The 18966-nt window shown below is 60.1% G+C and carries 14 protein-coding genes; 6 read left to right on the plus strand and 8 right to left on the minus strand.

From position 1 onward, the window contains the following. The first annotated feature begins 149 nt into the window (after positions 1-149). The 3 genes from hmsP to IB144_RS01220 all read left to right on the plus strand — a co-directional run bounded on the left by hmsP (position 150) and on the right by IB144_RS01220 (position 5321). On the plus strand, positions 150-2156 hold the full coding sequence (hmsP, locus tag IB144_RS01210; RefSeq protein WP_032445320.1) for a biofilm formation regulator HmsP: 2007 nt from the start codon (positions 150-152) through the stop codon (positions 2154-2156). A gap of 156 nt (positions 2157-2312) precedes the next feature. Further along, positions 2313-3599 (plus strand): dicarboxylate/amino acid:cation symporter, encoded by a 1287-nt coding sequence (locus tag IB144_RS01215; RefSeq protein WP_065888709.1) that lies wholly within the window; start codon positions 2313-2315, stop codon positions 3597-3599. Between the two features lie 219 nt (positions 3600-3818). After that, complete coding sequence (locus IB144_RS01220) at positions 3819-5321, plus strand: pitrilysin family protein (RefSeq protein ID WP_002921436.1); 1503 nt, start codon at positions 3819-3821, stop codon at positions 5319-5321. 54 nt (positions 5322-5375) lie between these two features. On the opposite strand, the gene IB144_RS01225 is transcribed toward IB144_RS01220, so the two are convergent. Beyond that, positions 5376-6305 (minus strand): sugar kinase, encoded by a 930-nt coding sequence (locus IB144_RS01225; protein ID WP_020325155.1) that lies wholly within the window; start codon positions 6303-6305, stop codon positions 5376-5378. 194 nt (positions 6306-6499) lie between these two features. Between IB144_RS01225 and IB144_RS01230 the strand changes: the two genes are divergently transcribed. Continuing rightward, entirely contained in the window at positions 6500-8551 is a 2052-nt protein-coding gene (locus tag IB144_RS01230; protein WP_004211224.1) for an AsmA family protein, read from the plus strand. Between the two features lie 37 nt (positions 8552-8588). Here the strand turns inward: IB144_RS01230 and IB144_RS01235 are convergent, their stop codons facing one another. From IB144_RS01235 to IB144_RS01245, 3 genes are all read right to left on the minus strand, one after another. After that, positions 8589-9911 carry an MFS transporter gene (locus IB144_RS01235; RefSeq protein WP_004150118.1) on the minus strand — a complete coding sequence of 441 codons (1323 nt, stop codon included), beginning with the start codon at positions 9909-9911 and terminating at the stop codon, positions 8589-8591. Positions 9912-10182: 271 nt separating this feature from the next. Beyond that, positions 10183-11214 carry an inner membrane protein YhjD gene (gene yhjD, locus IB144_RS01240; protein WP_065888708.1) on the minus strand — a complete coding sequence of 344 codons (1032 nt, stop codon included), beginning with the start codon at positions 11212-11214 and terminating at the stop codon, positions 10183-10185. A gap of 106 nt (positions 11215-11320) precedes the next feature. Continuing rightward, entirely contained in the window at positions 11321-12220 is a 900-nt protein-coding gene (locus tag IB144_RS01245; RefSeq protein ID WP_004145179.1) for a LysR family transcriptional regulator, read from the minus strand. A gap of 119 nt (positions 12221-12339) precedes the next feature. Between IB144_RS01245 and IB144_RS01250 the strand changes: the two genes are divergently transcribed. Then, positions 12340-13098, plus strand: coding sequence for an SDR family oxidoreductase (locus IB144_RS01250; RefSeq protein ID WP_002921336.1), 759 nt, complete (start codon positions 12340-12342; stop codon positions 13096-13098). Positions 13099-13132: 34 nt separating this feature from the next. Here IB144_RS01250 and IB144_RS01255 read toward each other — a convergent pair whose 3' ends face one another. The 3 genes from IB144_RS01255 to IB144_RS01265 form a co-directional block, all read right to left on the minus strand. Next, on the minus strand, positions 13133-13666 hold the full coding sequence (locus tag IB144_RS01255) for a GNAT family protein (RefSeq protein ID WP_023301322.1): 534 nt from the start codon (positions 13664-13666) through the stop codon (positions 13133-13135). Between the two features lie 66 nt (positions 13667-13732). Further along, on the minus strand, positions 13733-15385 hold the full coding sequence (locus tag IB144_RS01260) for an alpha,alpha-trehalase (RefSeq protein WP_002921331.1): 1653 nt from the start codon (positions 15383-15385) through the stop codon (positions 13733-13735). A gap of 239 nt (positions 15386-15624) precedes the next feature. After that, the gene (locus tag IB144_RS01265; RefSeq protein ID WP_004188256.1) at positions 15625-16773 is read right to left on the minus strand and encodes an iron-containing alcohol dehydrogenase; all 1149 of its coding nucleotides are present in this window, start codon (positions 16771-16773) and stop codon (positions 15625-15627) included. Positions 16774-16899: 126 nt separating this feature from the next. Between IB144_RS01265 and IB144_RS01270 the strand changes: the two genes are divergently transcribed. Continuing rightward, a complete protein-coding gene (locus IB144_RS01270) occupies positions 16900-17523 on the plus strand; it encodes a glutathione S-transferase (RefSeq protein WP_002921273.1) in 624 nt (207 codons plus the stop codon). A 53-nt stretch (positions 17524-17576) separates the two neighbouring features. Here IB144_RS01270 and gorA read toward each other — a convergent pair whose 3' ends face one another. Further along, positions 17577-18929, minus strand: coding sequence for a glutathione-disulfide reductase (gorA, locus tag IB144_RS01275; RefSeq protein WP_002921271.1), 1353 nt, complete (start codon positions 18927-18929; stop codon positions 17577-17579). Positions 18930-18966: the final 37 nt, after the last annotated feature.

Below are 18966 nucleotides of genomic sequence, written 5' to 3' on the forward strand. Positions count from 1 at the left end.
ATCCCGGCGTCCGCGCCACCGCGCGGAAATATCCCGTCACTTCATCCCTCGCGGGCGTGGGCGAAGGATTTAAGTATATAATCAGCCTGAAACGACCGGGATTGAAGGATTGATACCGGGTATGTATTCAGTATCAGTGGAGAACACCGTTGCGCGTCAGCCGTTCACTTACAATCAAACAGATGGCGATGGTCGCGAGCGTGTCCATGGCCTTTGTATTGGTTTTTTGTACTATTTTGCTGTTTCACTTTGTGCAACAGAGTCGCTTTACCACGGCCACGCAGTTAGAAAGTATCGCGCGATCCGTTCGCGAACCGCTGTCTGCGGCTATTCTGAAAGCCGATATTCCGGAAGCGGAAGCCATTTTAAGCCGTATCCAGCCTGCTGGCATCGTCAGCCGGGCGGATGTGGTATTGCCGAACCAGTTCCAGGCGCTGCGGATGCGATTTATCCCCGAGCGGCCGGTGCCGGTAACCGTCACCCGGCTGTTTGAGCTGCCGGTGCAGATTTCGCTGCCCATTTATTCGCTGGAGCGACCGGCCAACCCGCAGCCGCTGGCCTATCTGGTGCTGCAGGCCGACTCCTATCGCATGTATAAATTCGTCATGAGCGCCCTTGCCACGTTAGTGACTGCTTACTTACTTCTGGTGCTGATGCTGACGGTGGCGCTCACCTGGTGCATCAATCGGCTTATGGTTCGCCCTCTGCGGCGTATCGCCCGCGAGCTGAACGATCTCTCCCAGCAGGAGCGTCTTGGCCATCAGCTGACCCTCCCGCGCCTGCACCATGACGACGAGATCGGTATGCTGGTGCGTAGCTATAACCGCAACCAGCAGAGCCTGGTCCGCCAGCATGATGAGCTGTCCATCCAGTCGACCCGCTTCCCGGTCTCCGAGCTGCCGAATAAAGCCTTTTTGCTGGCGATGCTGGAGCAGACGGTGGCCCGCCCGCAGAGCGCCGCGCTGATCGTCGTCGCCTGTGAAACCCTGCAGGACGCTGCCGGGGTCCTCAAGGAGAGTCAGCGCGAAATGCTGCTCCTGACGCTGGTGGAGAAGCTGCGGGCCGCGATCCCGCCGCAGATGGTGCTGGCTCAGGTGAGCGGGTATGACTTCGCGATTCTCGCCGATGGCCTCGCCGAACCGTGGCAGGCGGTAACGTTAAGTAAGCAAGTGCTCACTATTATTAATGAGCGTTTACCGCTGCATGGGCTGCAGCTGCGCCCCTACGCCAGCGTCGGGATAGCCATGTTCCACGCCGGGCTCAGCGCCGAGCAGTTTTACCGGCGCGCGGTGTCGGCCGCCGTCACTGCACGACGTAAAGGCAAAAACCAGATCGAGTTCTTCGATCCCGAGCAGATGGAAAAGGCTCAGCGCCGCCTGATGGAAGAGCACGACATTATGACCGCGCTCGATAACCAGCAGTTCGCGATCTGGCTGCAGCCGCAGGTGGCCTGCGCCAGCGGCGAGATCTGCGGCGCCGAGGTACTGCTGCGCCAGCGGCAGGCGGATGGCAGCTGGTCGCTACCGCCGGCGCTGATTGAGCGTATTGAATCCTGCGGGCTGATTATCCCGGTCGGCTACTGGGTAATGGAAGAGGCCTGCCGCCAGCTGGCGGCCTGGCAAAGCCAGGGGATTATGCTGCCGCTGTCGGTTAATGTTTCGCTGCTCCAGCTGCTGGAGCATGACCGCGGCGAGGAGATGCTGAAGCTGATCGCCCGCTACCGCATCGCCCCGGGCACCCTCATCCTCGAGGTGACGGAGAGCTGCCGGATGGACGATCCGCAGGATGTGATGGCCCGGTTGCGCCCGCTGCGCGAGGCCGGGGTGCAGATTGCGCTGGATGATTTTGGCATGGGTTATGCCGGGTTGCACCAGCTGCAGCAGATGAAAGCTCTGCCGGTGGATATTCTGAAAATTGATAAGGTATTCATCGATATGCTGCCGGAGGATGTCAGCATGGTGCCGGCGATGATCCAGCTCGCGCGCGGCCTGTCGCTGCGTATCGTGGCGGAAGGGGTGGAGAACGACGCCCAGCGCCGCTGGTTGCAAGCCGCCGGCGTCGAGGTGCTCCAGGGCCATCTGTTCGGTTGCGCTTTGCCGCAGGAGGCATTCAGCGCGCGCTATCTCTCCTCGGCCCGGGAGGATGCAAATTTGTAAATGTTTTGTTGACTTGTGCGAGTCAGCTCAAAGATTTTAACAATTGCGTTGCACTTTCGGCGTTAGTTATTTCTGAAATGTTTCCAGGGTGTTATTTTTAAGCCACAGACGTCAAATATCCCTTCTTGCTCTGTGGTTATTCCCAAAGGACACCCTATGAAAACCTCTATCTTTAAAAGCCTCTATGTCCAGGTGCTGACGGCCATAGCGATCGGTATTCTGCTGGGCCATTTTTACCCGGAACTGGGCGCGCAAATGAAACCCTTTGGCGACGCCTTCGTTAAGCTGATTAAAATGGTGATTGCTCCGGTGATCTTCTGTACCGTCGTGACGGGGATCGCCGGGATGGAAAGCATGAAAGCCGTTGGCCGTACCGGGGCGGTGGCGTTGCTCTATTTCGAAGTTGTCAGCACCATCGCGCTGATTATCGGTCTGATTATCGTCAACGTGGTGCAGCCGGGCGCCGGGATGAACGTCGACCCGTCGACGCTCGATGCGAAAGCGGTGGCGGTGTACGCTGAGCAGGCTAAAGATCAAGGGGTAGTGGCCTTTTTACTGGATGTGATCCCGGGCAGCGTCATTGGCGCCTTCGCCAGCGGCAACATTCTGCAGGTTCTGCTGTTCGCCGTCCTGTTTGGTTTTGCCCTGCACCGTCTGGGCAGCAAGGGCCAGCTGATTTTCAACGTCATTGAAAGCTTCTCCCAGGTTATCTTCGGCATTATCAATATGATCATGCGCCTGGCGCCGATCGGCGCCTTCGGAGCCATGGCCTTTACCATCGGTAAATATGGCGTCGGCACCCTGGTGCAGCTGGGGCAGCTGATCATCTGCTTCTATATCACTTGTAGCCTGTTCGTGGTGGTGGTGCTGGGGAGCATCGCCCGGGCCACCGGCTTCAGCATCTTCAAATTTATCCGCTATATCCGGGAAGAGCTGCTGATTGTGCTGGGGACCTCCTCATCAGAATCGGCGCTGCCGAGAATGCTCGACAAGATGGAGAAGCTGGGCTGCCGTAAATCGGTGGTAGGCCTGGTGATCCCGACCGGCTATTCGTTCAACCTCGATGGCACCTCTATCTATCTGACGATGGCCGCAGTCTTTATCGCCCAGGCGACCAACAGCCATATGGATATTTTCCATCAGATCACCCTGCTGGTGGTGCTGCTGCTCTCCTCGAAAGGGGCGGCAGGGGTGACCGGCAGCGGCTTCATCGTGCTGGCGGCGACCATCTCGGCCGTCGGGCATTTACCGGTGGCTGGCCTGGCGCTGATCCTCGGTATCGACCGCTTTATGTCCGAAGCCCGCGCGCTGACTAACCTGGTGGGTAACGGCGTTGCCACGGTGGTGGTGGCGAAATGGGTGAAAGAACTGGATGCCAAACAGATGGATGACGTTCTGAATAACCGTGTTCCGGCGAACAAAACGCACGAATTATCCTCTTAAATCCTCCTCTTAGGCCCGTACTCCCTTGCTGGAGTACGGCCTCCTGCGCATAATTAGAGGTCCTTCCCGCCCGGCGGGAATGACACGAAATGATTATTTTACGTTGTCATGCGACATTTTCGTCTCCGTGTGGTCTAACCGACGTATTTCACTCTCACTTTTTTCGGCAGCCCGTCAGTGGGGTGCTGTTGTAACCAGGAATGTTCATCAGGGGTTCACATGCAGGGCACAACAATTAAACTCTTAACGGGCGGTTTGCTGATGGTAGCGGCGGCCGGTTATGTGCAGGCAGAAGCGCTCCAGCCTGATCCGGCCTGGCAACAAGGGACCTTAGCGAATGGTTTGTCGTGGCAGGTATTGGCCACGCCGCAACGTCCCAGCGACCGTATCGAAGTCCGTTTGTCCGTCAATATTGGCTCGCTGAGCGAAAGCACTCAGCAGAGCGGTTTCAGCCGCTTTATTCCCCGCCTGGCGTTGACGCAAAGCGGCAGCCTGCCGACGATGCAGGCGCGCTCTTTATGGCAGCAGAGTATTGACCCGAAGCGTCCTCTGCCGCCGGCCATCGTCTCCTACGATTACACGATGTTTAATCTCAGCCTGCCCAATAACCGCAACGATCTGTTGAAAGAGGCGCTGAGCTGGCTGGCGGACGCCAGCGGTAAACTGGCCATTACGCCTGAATCGATCAATCATGCGCTGCAGGGCAGCGACATGGTGGCGACCTGGCCACTGGATACCAAAGAGGGTTGGTGGCGCTATCGCCTGAAAGGGTCCACCATGCTGGGCCATGACCCCGCCGCGCCGCTGAAGCAGCCGATCGATGTGGCGCAGCTGAAAGACTTTTATCAAAAATGGTACACCCCCGACGCCATGACGCTGATCGTGGTGGGGAATGTCGACAGCCGCAGCGTTGCCGAGCAAATCAATAAGACCTTTGGCGATCTGAAGGGCAAGCGGGAAACCCCCGCAGCGGTGCCGACCTTATCGCCGCTGCCTACCGTGCCGGTCAGCATCATGACCAACGCGGTGCGTCAGGACAAACTGTCCATCATGTGGGATGCGCCATGGCAGCCGATCCGCGACTCCGCGGCGCTGCAGCGCTACTGGCGTGACGATCTCGCCCGTGAAGCGCTGTTCTGGCACGTGCAGCAGAGCCTGAGCAAAAATAACGTGAAGGATATTGGCCTTGGCTTTGACTGCCGGGTGCTATATCAGCGCGCGCAGTGCGCCATCAACATCGATTCACCGGGCGAGCGCCTGAACAACAACCTGAGCGTGGTTTCGCGCGAGCTGGCGAAAGTGCGGGACAACGGCCTGCCGCAGGAGGAGTTTGACGCGCTTATCGCCCAGAAAAGCCTCGAGCTGCAGAAGCTGTTTGCCACCTATGCGCGCACTGACACCGACATTCTGATGAGCCAGCGCATGCGCTCCCTGCAGAATCAGGTGGTGGACATCGCGCCGGAGCAGTACCAGAAGCTGCGTCAGGAGTTCCTCAACTCCCTGACGGTGGACATGCTGAACCAGTATCTGCGCCAGCAGCTCTCGCAGGACATGGCGCTGGTGCTGCAACAGCCGAAGGGCGAACCGGAATACAATATGAAGGAACTGCAGGCCACCTGGGAAAAACTGATGGCGCCGAATCCGGCGGCCACGGCGGCTAGCGGCAGCGCCGATACGGTTGACGCCCACAGCGAGGCCAGCGATATCCCGCCGGGGCAGTAACCTAACGCCTCTCCGGCGCGCCAGCGGCGGCCGGAGAGCGCTTTGTGCGGAGAATTACTGCGGCATCGCTTCCCGCGGGATGATCGCCCCGCGATACTGGATCACCGTGCTGGCGGTCAGGTGTCCGCGTCTGGCGGCGGATTCGGCATCGCCGCCGGTCAGGCGAACGGCCAGGTAGCCGGCGCTGAAGGAGTCTCCGGCGGCGGTGGTATCCACCACCTTCTCTTTGGCCAGCCTGACGGCCGGCACTTCCCGCAGCGGTTGCCCGCTAACCGAGACCAGGCAGGCATCCGCGCCGCGCTTCACCACCACCTCTTCCACGCCGGCGGCGTGGGTGCGGGCGATCACCTCAGCAACCGGTTTTTCTCCCCACAGCGCGTCTTCATCATCGAGGGTCAGAAACGCGATATCGGTGCAGGCGAGCATCTCCTGATAGACCTGCTGCGTTTCCGCCTGGCTGGCCCACAGGCGCGGACGATAGTTGTTGTCGAAGATCACCTTGCCGCCGTTGGCGCGGCACTCACGCAGCAGCGTGAACAGCTTGTCGCGGCTGGCCGGGCTGAGAATGGCGAGACTGATGCCGCTCAGATAGAGATAGTCGAAAGTGGCCAGCTCTTCGCAAATCGCCGCCGCGCGATCGCTCTCCAGCCAAAACTTTGCCGCCGCCTCGTTGCGCCAGTAGTAGAAGGTACGCTCGCCGGTATCATCGGTTTCAATGTAATACAGCCCCGGCAGGCGGTCGGCCATCCGCTGGATAAGATCGGTGTTGAGGTTTTCCTGTTGCCAGCTGTCGAGCATCTGCTGGCTGAACGCATCGGTTCCCAGGGCGGTGACGTAGTGGACGCTCAATGCGCTGGCATCCGTCTGCCGCGCGATATAGACCGAGGTGTTTAAGGTATCGCCGCCAAAGCCGCGGTTAACGGCCCCGTTTTTCTCTGACAGCTCAATCATGCATTCGCCAATAACGGCAATTTTTTTAGACATAGCCAGAACCTGCAATGGAATCGATATAAGCGCTAGTGTGCGCTGCGCTGTTTTGCTGGTCAATCATATTAAAACATCGTTCCATTATTTTTTTGACCTGACGCGCGTAATGTGACGAAAAGCGCATTTCCAGGATAAACGCCGCTTTTTGACTATATTCAGGACTGACGTGATGCAAAAGGAGCGGAGTAGGGATGAGCAGAACCCGTAAAACGTTGGTTATCATCACAGGAACGATACTATTGCTGATCGTTCTTTTCTTTATCGTGCTGGCCACCTTTGACTGGAACCGGCTGAAGCCGACGATCAATCAGAAAGTGTCCGCCGAACTTAACCGCCCGTTCGCCATCCGCGGCGATCTCGGCGTGGTCTGGGAACGGCAGCCGGACGAGCGCGGCTGGCGCAGCTGGATCCCGTGGCCCCACGTACACGCGGAGGATATCGTGCTGGGCAACCCGCCGGCCATTCCCCAGGTGACCATGATCCATCTGCCGCGGGTGGAGGCGACCCTTGCCCCGCTGGCGCTGCTGAGCAAAACGGTGTACCTGCCGTGGATCAAGCTGGAGCAGCCCGACGTACGGTTGATCCGCCTGGCGGAAGACAACAATAACTGGACCTTTCAGCTGGCGGGCGATAAGCGTACTCCGGGCGACAGCGCGCCCTCCAGCTGGTCCTTTCGCCTCGATAATATTCTCTTTGATCGCGGGACTATCGCCATTGACGACAAGATCACCCGCAGCGATATCACCATCCTCGTCGATCCCCTAGGCAAACCGCTGCCGTTCAGCGAAGTGACCGGCACAAAGGATCGCCATAGCGCGGCGAAACCAGGCGACTATGTCTTTGGTCTGTCGCTGAAGGGCCGCTACAAGGGCCAGCCGGTCACCGGCAACGGGAAAATCGGCGGCATGCTGGCCCTGCGCAGCGCAAGCGCCCCCTTCCCATTGCAGGGCGACTTCCACTCCGGTAACACCCGGGTAGCGTTCAGCGGCACGGTCAGCGACCCGCTCAACGTCGGCGGCATTGACCTGCGGCTAAAATTCGCCGGCGACTCGCTGCGCGATCTCTACGACCTGACCGGCGTGCTGCTGCCGGAGACGCCGTCATTCTCCACCGACGGCCGCCTGCGCGCCGACTTTACGCAAAAAAACCGCATGCGCTTTAACTATCAGAATTTTAACGGCCGAATCGGCGATAGCGACATTCATGGCTCCCTGACCTACACCACCGGCAAGCCGCGGCCGAAACTCAGCGGCGATATGGAGTCGAAGCAGCTGCGTCTGGCGGACCTCGGGCCATTAATCGGCGTTGATTCCGGCAAAGGAACGAAGAAAAGCGCTTCGCGCCAGGCGGGGGACCGGCCGCAGCCGGCGGGTAAAGTGCTGCCGGCGGACCGCTTTGAAACCGACAAGTGGCAGGTGATGGATGCCGATGTGCGCTTTAAGGGCCGGAGAATTGAGCACGGCGGCACCCTGCCGATCAGCGATCTGTCGACCCATGTGATTCTGGAGGATGGTGACCTGCGCCTGCAGCCGGTGCGCTTTGGCCTGGCCAACGGGTCGATTGCCGGCAGCGTACACCTGCAGGGCGATAAAAAGCCGCTGCAGGGTGAGGCCAATCTGCAGGCGCGACGCCTGAAGCTGAAGGCGCTGATGCCAAACGTCGAGATGATGCAGAAAACCCTCGGCGAGATGAATGGCGATGTCCAGCTGCGCGGCAGCGGCAACTCGGTGGCGGCCCTGCTCGGCAACAGCAACGGTAACCTGAAGCTGCTGATGAACGACGGGCTGATCAGTCGCAACCTGATGGAAATCCTCGGTCTTAACGTCGGTAACTACCTGATCGGTCAGATTTTTGGCGATGAGGAGGTTCGGGTAAACTGCGCCGCGGCCAATATCGACGTAACCAACGGCGTCGCCCGGCCGCAGATTTTTGCCTTCGATACAGAAAACGCGCTGATCAATGTGACCGGGACCGCCAGCTTCGCCTCCGAGCAGCTGGACCTGACCATCGATCCGGAAAGCAAAGGCTTTCGGGTGATCACCCTGCGTTCCCCGCTGTATGTCCGGGGCACCTTTAAATCGCCGCAGGCGGGGGTGAAGGCCGGGCCGCTGATTGTCCGCGGCGCGGTAGCGGCGGCGCTGGCAACCCTGGTGACGCCGGCCGCCGCGCTGCTGGCGCTGATCTCCCCGGCGGAGGGCGATAGCAACCAGTGTCGGACCATTTTGTCGCAGATGAAAAAGTAGAGGAGAGCCCTGACGCCGGGGGCGTCAGGGCGAAGGATCACAACGACTGGTGGCGGGTCTCGTGGGTCAGCAGCAGGGCGATCAGCGTCAGCGCCGCCATCGCCGCCAGATAGGTGCCGACCGCCGCGAGACCGTAGTTACCCTGCAGCCAGGCGGCAATGTACGGCGCGACCGAGGCGCCGAGGATCGACGACACGTTATAGGAGAACGACGCGCCGGTGTAGCGCACTTCCGTCGGGAACAGCTCCGGGAGCAGCGCGCCCATCGGGCCAAAGGTCAGTCCCATCAGGCTTAAGCCCAGCAGCAGGAAGGCGAAGACCAGCAGCGGATTGCCGGAGCCCAGCAGCGGTTTAAAGGCGAACAGGGCGAACAAAATAATCATCGTGGTGATGATAATCATGCTCTTGCGACGACCAAAGGCGTCCGCCAGCAGGCCGGCGACAGGCACCATCACGCCAAAGCCAATCACCGCCATCATCAGCATCCACAGCACTTCGTTACGCGGCAGACCCAGGCCATTCGGCGCCGCGCCGGTGCTGAAGGTCATCGAGTAGACGGTCATGATGTAGAACAGGGTATAGGTGGCCAGCATGATGAAGGTGCCCAGCACCGTCACCCGGACGTGTTTGGTCAACAGGGTACCCAGCGGGATTTTGACCTGTTTTTTCGCCGCCGCCACTTTGGCGAAGACCGGGGTCTCATGCAGCGAGACGCGAACATACAGACCGATGATCACCAGCACCGCGGAGAAGATAAACGGCACGCGCCAGCCCCACTCCATAAACTGCTGGTCGGTCAGCAGCCAGGAGAGCAGCAGGAAGGTGCCGTTGGCGAAGAAGAAGCCGATCGGCGCGCCCAGCTGCGGGAAGGAGCCGTACAGGGCGCGCTTGCGCGCCGGGGCGTTTTCCGTAGCCAGCAGCGCTGCGCCGCCCCATTCCCCGCCGAGGCCAAGGCCCTGACCGAAACGCGCCAGCGCCAGCAGCATCGGCGCGACAATGCCAATGCTTTCATAGCCGGGCAGCAGGCCGATCACCACGGTGGAGATCCCCATGGTTAACAGCGAGGCCACGAGGGTGACCTTCCGGCCGACGCGATCGCCGAAGTGGCCAAACAGCGCGGAGCCGATCGGCCGGGCGACGAAGGCGATGGCGAAGGTGGCCAGCGACTGCAGGGTGGCCGCAGCGGCATCGCCCTGCGGGAAAAAGATATGCGGGAAGACGATGACCGCGGCGGTGGCATAGATGTAGAAGTCGAAAAACTCAATGGCGGTGCCAATGAGCGAGGCGACAACAACCTTGTTGCGTGAGTTGACCGGGGCGGTTTCCTGCGTGTTTTCGAGAGTGGTGGCTGTGGCTTGCATAGATCTTTCTTATTTTTGCGCGAACGAAAAGCCATATAGCCACAGCCACAGGGACATTTCAATCTGTAACAAACGCGGAAAATGGGCAAAAAAGAGGCAAAAAGCGGATAATTTTTACACCAGTAAAAATAGTTCTATGAAATGCTTCACACAATTAAAAAGATAGAGAATAAAACCAGTTTTGAGTTAAATAAAAGTTACATGCTGGATTTATCTGCTGAAATCAAGCGCGAGGATGAATTTTGCCTCTTTAATTCATCCTCGCAATACCTCAGCGGTGGGTTTTGCCCGGCATCCGCCGGTCGTCTTTATACTCCGCGGTGGCGATCCACGCGGCGCAGAATAGCGTCAGGCGGGCGAAGAAATAGAAAAAGGCCATCAGCCCCAGCACCGATCCGAACGCCGCCCCGGAGGGGGATTTCACCAGCGCCGGCAGCGTCCAGGTCATGACGATTTTTATGATTTCAAAGCCAATCGCCGCGATAAGCGTGCCGCGAAACAGGGCCTTGCGCCGCGGACGATGGCGCGGCAGGCGCCAGAAAATCCAGAAAAAGAGCAGATAGTTGGCAAAAATCGAGATGGCGAGGCCGATTAGCCGCCAGGCGGGTTTCAGCCATTCAATGTTGTCGAGATACAGCGCGGAGATAATCATCTGCTGGGCGGAGCCGGCGACGGAGGTGATGGACAGCGTAATAATCAGCGCCACCAGCAGACCGATCAGCGAGATAAGATCGCGGAAGTACTTTAACCAGATTTTCTCCTCGTCCTGCGGCCGGCGCTCCCAGACGTCGCGCGATTGAGCGCGGATCGCTTCGCGCAGGTTGCCCATCCAGTTAATACCGGAATAGAGGGCGACCAGCAGGCCGACCAGACCGACGGCGGTGCGCTGTTGCACCGCGGTGTTGATGGTGTTTTTCAACGTTGCCGCCAGCGTTGGGTCGCTGACGTTTTGCAGAATTTTGTCGAAAATGTCCTGCAGCAGGGTTGGGTGCCAGGCCAGCACGAAGCCGGCGGCGGCAAAGGAGACCATCAGGATCGGGATCATCGACAGGAACGAGAAATAGGTGATAGCCGCCCCAAACTGATTGCCGAGCCGGTCATTGAAGCGCTCTGCGGCGCGCAACAGATGGGCGATCACCGGGTTGCGCTGCACTTTGGCCGCCGTTCCGGTGACGGTCTTCAGCGCCTGGCTGGCTTTTTGCCCGACGGCGGTATCATTGAGGGCCTCGAGCGTGCTTTTGCTTTTCTCCGGCTGCGTATCCGGTTCCTGTGGCGGGCGTCGATCGTCGTTTTCCGGCGTCATACGTAATTTCTTCCTTTTTTACAGCGAGATTCAGCAAAAAGTATACCTTAAATGCCGTATCCTGCAGGAATGCCTCTCCCCGCCGCCCGTTTTCCGGCCGCGCCGCTCAATCGACATACGCTTTCATCAGTCCGCCCAGCCACTCCATAAACAGATTTACCCGGCGGGAGAGATTGCGCCGGTGCGGGTAGATCAGCGAGACCGGCAGCGGCTCGGCGCGGTACTGGGGCAGGATCTCAATCAGGTCGCCGGCGCGTAACGCCTCGCGCACGCCGGTGCGTGGCACCTGAATAATCCCCAGCCCGGCGATACAGGCTGCCTGATAGGTTTCCGTACTGTTGACCGTCAATATGCCGCCGGTTTTTACCCAGCGCACCGCGCCGTCGATCATTACCTCAAAGCCGGGGGGACGGACCCCGAGGGTGCTGGCGTAGTGGATCAGGGCATGATCCGCCAGATCCTCCAGGGATTGCGGATAGCCAAAACGCGCCAGATAGTCCGGGCTGGCGCAGTTAATTTGCGTCAGCTTGCCCAGCGGCCGGGCAATCAGCCCTGAGTCTTTGAGCGCGCCGACGCGCACCACGCAGTCAAACCCCTCACGGATCACGTCCACCAGCCGATCGCTGCTGCTCAGCTCCAGTTCGATGCCCGGATACTGCTGTAAAAAAGTCGGCAGATGCGGGATCACCATTTTTTTAGCAAAACCGACCGGCATATCCACCCGCAGCCGGCCGCTGATGCTCGCCGGATCGTGCTGGAACATGCCGTCCAGTTCGTCGAGGTTGCTCAGCAGATCTTTCGCCCGCTCGTAGTAGACCATCCCATCCTGGGTGAGCTGGACCCGGCGGGTGGTGCGGTGCAGGAGCCGCACGCCAAGATGGCTTTCCAGGGCCTGAATCTGTCGCGAGACGCTACCCTTAGGTAGCGCCAGGGTCTCGGCGGCGCGGGAGAAGCTCTCCAGATCCGCTACGCGAATGAATAACTGCATTGCATGAATTTTATCCATGCCGATCGCCTATTGTTGTTGTTAATGAAACAGTAAAACGCAATATAGCGTATTTATTGTTGCATGAGCAGTTAATAAGCTACAACACAATCACAACGCAACCTGAAAGGGGTCTTCTGATGACACAACGTATCGCTTTAGTGACCGGCGGCAGCCGCGGTCTGGGTAAAAACGCCGCGTTGAAGCTGGCGGCAAAGGGAACCGATATTCTTTTGACCTATCACAGCAACCGCCAGGCGGCCCTCGACGTGGTGGCGGAAATAGAGCAAAAAGGGGTCAAAGCGGCAGCATTAGCGCTGAACGTCGGCGATTCCACAACATTTGACGCATTCGCCAGCGAGGTGGCGCAGGTGCTGGCGCAGAAGTGGGGACGCACAACCTTTGATTATTTACTGAACAATGCCGGGATCGGACTCAACGCGCCCTTCGCCGAGACCAGCGAAGCGCAGTTTGACGAGCTGATGAATATCCAGTTCAAAGGGCCGTTTTTCCTGACCCAGCGTCTGCTGCCTCTCCTGCAGGATGGGGGGCGTATCCTCAATGTCTCCAGCGGCCTGGCGCGCTTTGCCCTGCCGGGCTATGCGGCCTACGCCGCGATGAAGGGGGCGATGGAGGTTCTGACCCGCTATCAGGCGAAAGAGCTGGGCGGACGGGGGATATCGGTGAACATCATCGCGCCGGGGGCCATTGAGACCGACTTTGGCGGCGGGGAGGTGCGCGATAACGCCGAGGTGAATCGGCATATCGCCGCCCAGACTGCGCTGGGGCGCGTTGGGCTGCCGGATGATATCGGCGACGCCATCGCCGCCCTGCTCAGCGATGAGCTGGCGTGGATGAACGCGCAGCGTGTGGAAGTCTCGGGTGGGATGTTCCTCTGATCCTGACTGCCCCCAGCATGTGACCGGCGGTGCGCTACGGCGCATCGCCCTCCCCACGCAGCCGACCGAACAGCCAGTCGTTGTGCCAGCGTCCGTTGAGCCAGTAGTTTTCCCGCAGCTCTCCCTCCAGCTGGAAGCCGGCTTTGAGCAGTAACTGCTTAGACGCCTCGTTGCCAGCGGTGACGCTGGCGGTCAGGCGGCGCACGCCGCCGGTGGTAAAGGCGTAGTCGCACAGCGCGCGCAGCGATTCGTAGCCGTAGCCCCGGCCCTGCGCCGCCGGGGCGAAGAGAAAGCCAACCTCGGCAATGTCGCGCTGATGATGCTGGTAACCGGTCAGGCCGAGCGGGGTATGGGTCAGCCTGTCGCGCACCACCAGGCACAGCCAGTGTTCATCCCCGGGCGTCCACGGCGGCAGCCGCGAATCGAACGCCTCGCGGATGGCCGCCTGCGGTCGGGGATCGGCGACGTAGAGCATGACCTGCGGATCCTGCTGCAGGGAAAGAAAAAACGACCAGTCGTCCAGCTGCAGCGGTGAGCAGCGCAGGCGCGGCGTCAGAAGTTCAGGCATAAGCGTCGTTCCGGGCAGGGCGAATCCTCTGAACATAGCAGGAGAAAGCCGCCGGGAACAGCCCGACTAGGTTGGCTCACCGTACAGGCCAATCAGTCGGCGCACCACGCCGTTGGTCCAGCCAAAGCCATCCTGCAGGGGATACTCCCCGCCGCCGCCCTCATGGGGGACGCCGGTGGCAATATGGTATTTTTCAATCAGCTTGTGATGTTGCTTGTAAAAGTGGTTGACCGTCTGCAGCCAGCTCCAGGCAATCTCATCCCCCAGCGGATCCTGGCCGTAACGTTTAAATCCCTGGATCGCCATCCACTGCAGCGGCGCCCAGCCGTTGGGTTTATCCCACTGCTCACCGCTTTCGTATTCGGTGGCCATGATCCCCCCGGGGGTGAGCAGGCGGGCCCGCACCGCATCGGCAAGGCGTTCTGCCTGTTCGTGGGTCGCCAGGCCGACGTAAAGGGTGACGATACTGGCTGCGGAAAACAGCGCCAGCTGTTCACGGCGCCAGTCATAATCGCGGAAACAGCCGTTCTCATCATCCCACAGATAGCGGTTGACCGCCGCCCGCCGATCCTGGGCCTTCTGGCGGAAGGCCGCCTCCGTCTCGCGATCGCCCTTCAGGCCGGAGAGGTTGGCAATGGTCGTCTCCAGCTTGAACAGGAAGGCGTTCAGGTCTATGGGGATAAACTGCGTCGTGCGGATGCTGGCCAGCCGCGTGATATCCCGCAGCCAGCGGCTGGAGTAGTCCCAGCCGGACGCGGCGCCCGCCCGCAGGTCGCGGTACACTTCATTGGCGGGCCGCCCGGAGTGTCGGGCGGTCTCCACGTCTTCGCGCCACGACTCATCCCGCGGCGTGTCACGGTCGTCCCAGTAGCGATTGAGCAGGGAGCCATCCGGCATACGCACCACGTGGCGATACGCCTGGTGCGGGATCAACGACTCGGCGCCGTCCATCCAGAAGGCGTGCTCCATCTTCAGATGGTCCAGATAGCGCTTCGCGCCGCGCACGCCATCCTCTTCAAAGAGTTCGACCATCAGGGCGAACACCGGCGGCTGCGAGCGGCTGAGGTAGTAGGTGCGGTTGCCGTTCGGAATGTGGCCGTAGGTTTCAATCAGCCAGGCAAAGTTATCGGCCATGCATTTCAGCAAATCTTCCCGGCCGCTCTCCGCCAGCCCCAGCATGGTGAAATAAGAGTCCCAGTAATAGGTTTCGCTAAAGCGACCGCCGGGCACGATGTAGGCCTGCGGCAGCGCCAGTAGCGATGACCACGGGATATGATCCTGAGGCTCGCGGGTCAGCACCGGCCACAGCTTGTCGATGTGTTCTTTCAGGGTCAGGCTGGGGTCGGAGATATAGATGTCGCTCTGGCTCTCCGGCAGCCAGAAGTTGTCCTCAACGAACTGCCGCAGATCGAAGTCGGGCTGGCGTTTGACCTTGCGGTAGTTCCGCAGGATGTCCAGCGGATCGTGTTTCGGCGCGCAGTCGGGGAAGGTTTTGCTGTCCGCGAAAATGCGTGATTTCTGCACGTTGGTAAACAGCTCAAGATAGCGATCCGCCGGGGTGAGGGCATCGGACGCCGGAAGCCCCTCGATCACCTCAGGCTCCGGTTCAGCGTCTATCATCTCATCCAGCTTTAATTCGTACGGATCGGCTTCGTAGCAGGGATCGATGTCGATCCTTAACTCGTCGTCTTCAACGTGGCGTAATTTCTGGCTGAACATAGCGATACGGACCTCCGGATAGCGTGAGTTCGGGGCCGGGCATACCCGGCCTTGTCTATTAAGCGTAGACAGTCGCTTCGGTGAGTGTGAAGCAAACTGTGCGTGAGATCACGCTTTTCCGCCGAGAAGAAAAGCTGCCATTTCAAAGTACGCTGTTGATAAGTAATTAAAAATTGTACATCCTGGCGCAGATGAAATTCGGAGCATTCATTATGCAACAAAATTTTATCCCGGGGCGCTCACTCCCACGCCGCCTCCAGCATCTCCAGCAGCTGTTCGCCGCTCAGGCTGACCGGGTTGGCCTTCATTGATGAGGAGGTGCTGGCGGCCAGCGCCGCCGGTTCCAGCGCATCGCGCGCTACGCCGAGGTCGCGCAGGGTGCCAAGGCCAGCGCGATGGCTCCATTCCCGCAGACTGTCCCAGACCTGATCCACAGGGACGTCCAGCCCGTCGGCCAGCCAGCGGCGGACATCGTTAACGCGCTGGCGCAGGCCAGGGTCGTTGATCTGCGACTCATTGAGCGCCAGGCCAAACGGCAACAAGCTGCCGCATAGGGCGCCGTGCGAGGCGCGGCTCAGGCCGCCCAGCGGGCCGGCGAGGCCGTGGATCACCCCCAGCCCGGCGTTCGCCAGCGCCAGTCCGCCGCACAGGCTGACCCAGGCCATCTCGTCGCGGCTGGCCGGACACTCTTGTTCCATCAGGATTTTTAGCGCGCGAATTCCCCGCGGGATCGCCTGCTGGCAGAGAGCATCGGTGAAGGGAGTGGCCCGGCTGCAGAGCCAGGGCTCGATCACCTGGGTCAGGGCGTCGAGGCCGGAGCTCAGGGTGATGCTCCGCGGCGCGTTGTCGGTTAGCGCCGGGTCGACAATCGCCAGGTCAGGCAGCATTCGGTCGTCGCGCAGGCTCACTTTCCGCTGCTGTTCCGGAACGTTGATCACCGCATTTTTGGTGACCTCCGCGCCCGTGCCAGCGGTGGTGGGGATCGCCACGAACGGCAGGGGACTGGCTTCCAGCTGACGGCCCGTTCCCACCACCTCCAGATAGTCGATCACCGGGCCGGCGGCGGGGACCAGCGCCGCAATCGCCTTACCGGCGTCAATCACCGCGCCGCCGCCGAGGCTGACCACCGCTCTGATCCCTTTCTCGCGCGCCAGCTGGACGCCCTGCTCGATATCGCTAAGCCAGGGTTCGCGACTTATCGCCAGCGTCGTGACCGCAAGCTGCAGCGCCTCCAGCTGCTGGCGGAGAAACGCCGCCCGCTGCGGGCTGGCGCCATGCACCAGCAGGATTGGGCCGCCCTGTTGCGCCAGCCAGGGGGCGGCGCTCTCGGCCTGACCACGGCCAAAACGAATATTTGCAGGCATCAAAACGGTAAAAGGGGTCAACATGTCGGGTTCCTTTTCGGCAAACAGGCTGGAATCAACTATACACATTATCCAGCGCTCTGCCTTGTTGCTGGCTGGCAATAGAGTAGAGTGAATGAACTGTCTTTTATGGCTGAGGAATCGCTGACGATGCTAACAATTCTGGGTAAACGCTCTTCAATTAATGTACGGAAAGTGCTGTGGACCTGCGAGGAAGCCGGGCTGGCGTACCAGCAGGAAGATTACGGCAGCGGATTTAAGCCCCTGGATACGCCTGAGTTTCAGCGTCTGAATCCTAACAGCCTGGTGCCGGTGCTACTGGACGATGACTTCGTGCTCTGGGAGTCGAACAGTATCTGCCGCTATCTGGCGCGCAAAGCGGAGCGCTGGGATCTGCTGCCCGCCGAACCGCAGCCCGCCGCCGAGGTGGAGCACTGGATGGACTGGCAGGCGACCGAGTTTAACACTGCCTGGCGCCATGCTTTTATGGGGCTGGTGCGTAAAGATCCGCGCTTTCAGGATCCGGTGGCGATTAAAGAGAGTATTGCCGCCTGGACCCACTGCGTGCGCATTGTTGAAGCGCAGCTGCAGCGTACCGGGGCGTGGATAGCCGGCGAGCGCTTCACCCTGGCCGATATCGTGCTGGGGCTGTCGGTTCATCGCTGGAAAATGACCCCTTTCGCCCATCCGGAGATGCCAGCCGTGGAGCGCTGGTATATGGCGCTCAATCAGCGCCCGGCGTTTATGCGCCATGGCAATAACGGCGTGGCCTGAGCATAAAAAAAGAAGCCCCCGGGGGCTTCTTTTTATCATCCGGCGATCGCGTCTTAGCGCATGGTGACGAACTCTTCTGCCGCCGTCGGGTGAATGGCGACGGTGTTGTCGAAGTCTTTTTTGGTGGCGCCCATCTTCAGGGCCACCGCAAAGCCCTGCAGCATCTCATCCATCCCGAAGCCGATGCCGTGGATGCCGACAATCTTCTCTTCCGGGCCGACGCACACCAGCTTCATGCGGCACGGCTGACGGTGAGAGGTCACGGCGGTATACATCGCGGTGAAGGAAGATTTGTAGACCTTCACGGCGTCGTCGCCGTACTGCTCGCGCGCCTGCGGCTCGGTTAAGCCGACGGTGCCGATTGGCGGATGGCTGAAGACCACGGTCGGGATGTTGCTGTAGTCCAGATGCTCTTCCGGTTTGTTGTTAAACAGGCGTTCGGAGAGACGACGGCCTGCGGCCACGGCGACCGGCGTCAGCTCAACGGCGCCGGTATTATCGCCCACCGCGTAGATGCCCGGCACGTTGGTGTTCTGGAATTTATCAACGATGATGTACCCTTTATCGTTGGTTTTAACGCCCGTTGCCGCCAGATTGAAGTTGTCGGTCGCCGGTTCGCGGCCAATCGCCCAGATCAGGCAGTCAACGGTCTGGCTGCGGCCATCTTCCAGCTCCAGCGTCAGGCTGCCGTCGGCATTCTTCACCACCGCTTTCGGGATCGCATTGGTATGCAGCTGCGGGCCTTCGGCGTTCATCACTTCCACCAGGGTCTCAACGATCAGCGGATCGAAACTGCGCAGCGGCGCGTGTTTGCGCACGAACAGGTGGGTTTCGGCGCCGAGGCCGTTAATCACCCCCGCCAGCTCAACGGCGATATAGCCTGCGCCGACCACCGCCACGCGCTTCGGCAGCGCCGGCAGTTCGAAGAAACCGTCGGAATCAATACCGTATTCGACGCCCGGAATATCCGGGTGGCTCGGCCGGCCGCCGGTGGCGATCAGGATATGGTCAGCGGTGATGATCTCGCCGTTGACTTCCACGGTGTGGGCATCGACAAAGCGCGCGAAGCCTTTGATCACGTCGACTTTATTCTTACCCAGTACGTTGTCGTAAGAGGTATGAATACGGTCGATATAGGCGCTACGGCTCGCGACCAGCTTCTCCCAGTCAAAATGGTTGATGGTGGTATCGAAACCGTAGTCCGGGCCGTAAAGATGAATCGCTTCGCGGATCTGCGCCGCATGCCACATCACCTTTTTCGGCACGCAGCCGACGTTGACGCAGGTGCCGCCCAGCTCTTTGGCTTCAATCAGCGCGCACTTCTGGCCGTACATGGCCGCGCGGTTAATTGAGGCGATACCGCCGCTACCGCCGCCGATGGCGAGGTAATCATAATGTTTGCTCATGCCCATATGTCCTTAATCGTTGATTGCCGCGATTGTA

The organism is Klebsiella sp. K4 (genome assembly GCF_014596785.2).
Classification (GTDB): Bacteria; Pseudomonadota; Gammaproteobacteria; order Enterobacterales; family Enterobacteriaceae; genus Klebsiella; species Klebsiella pneumoniae.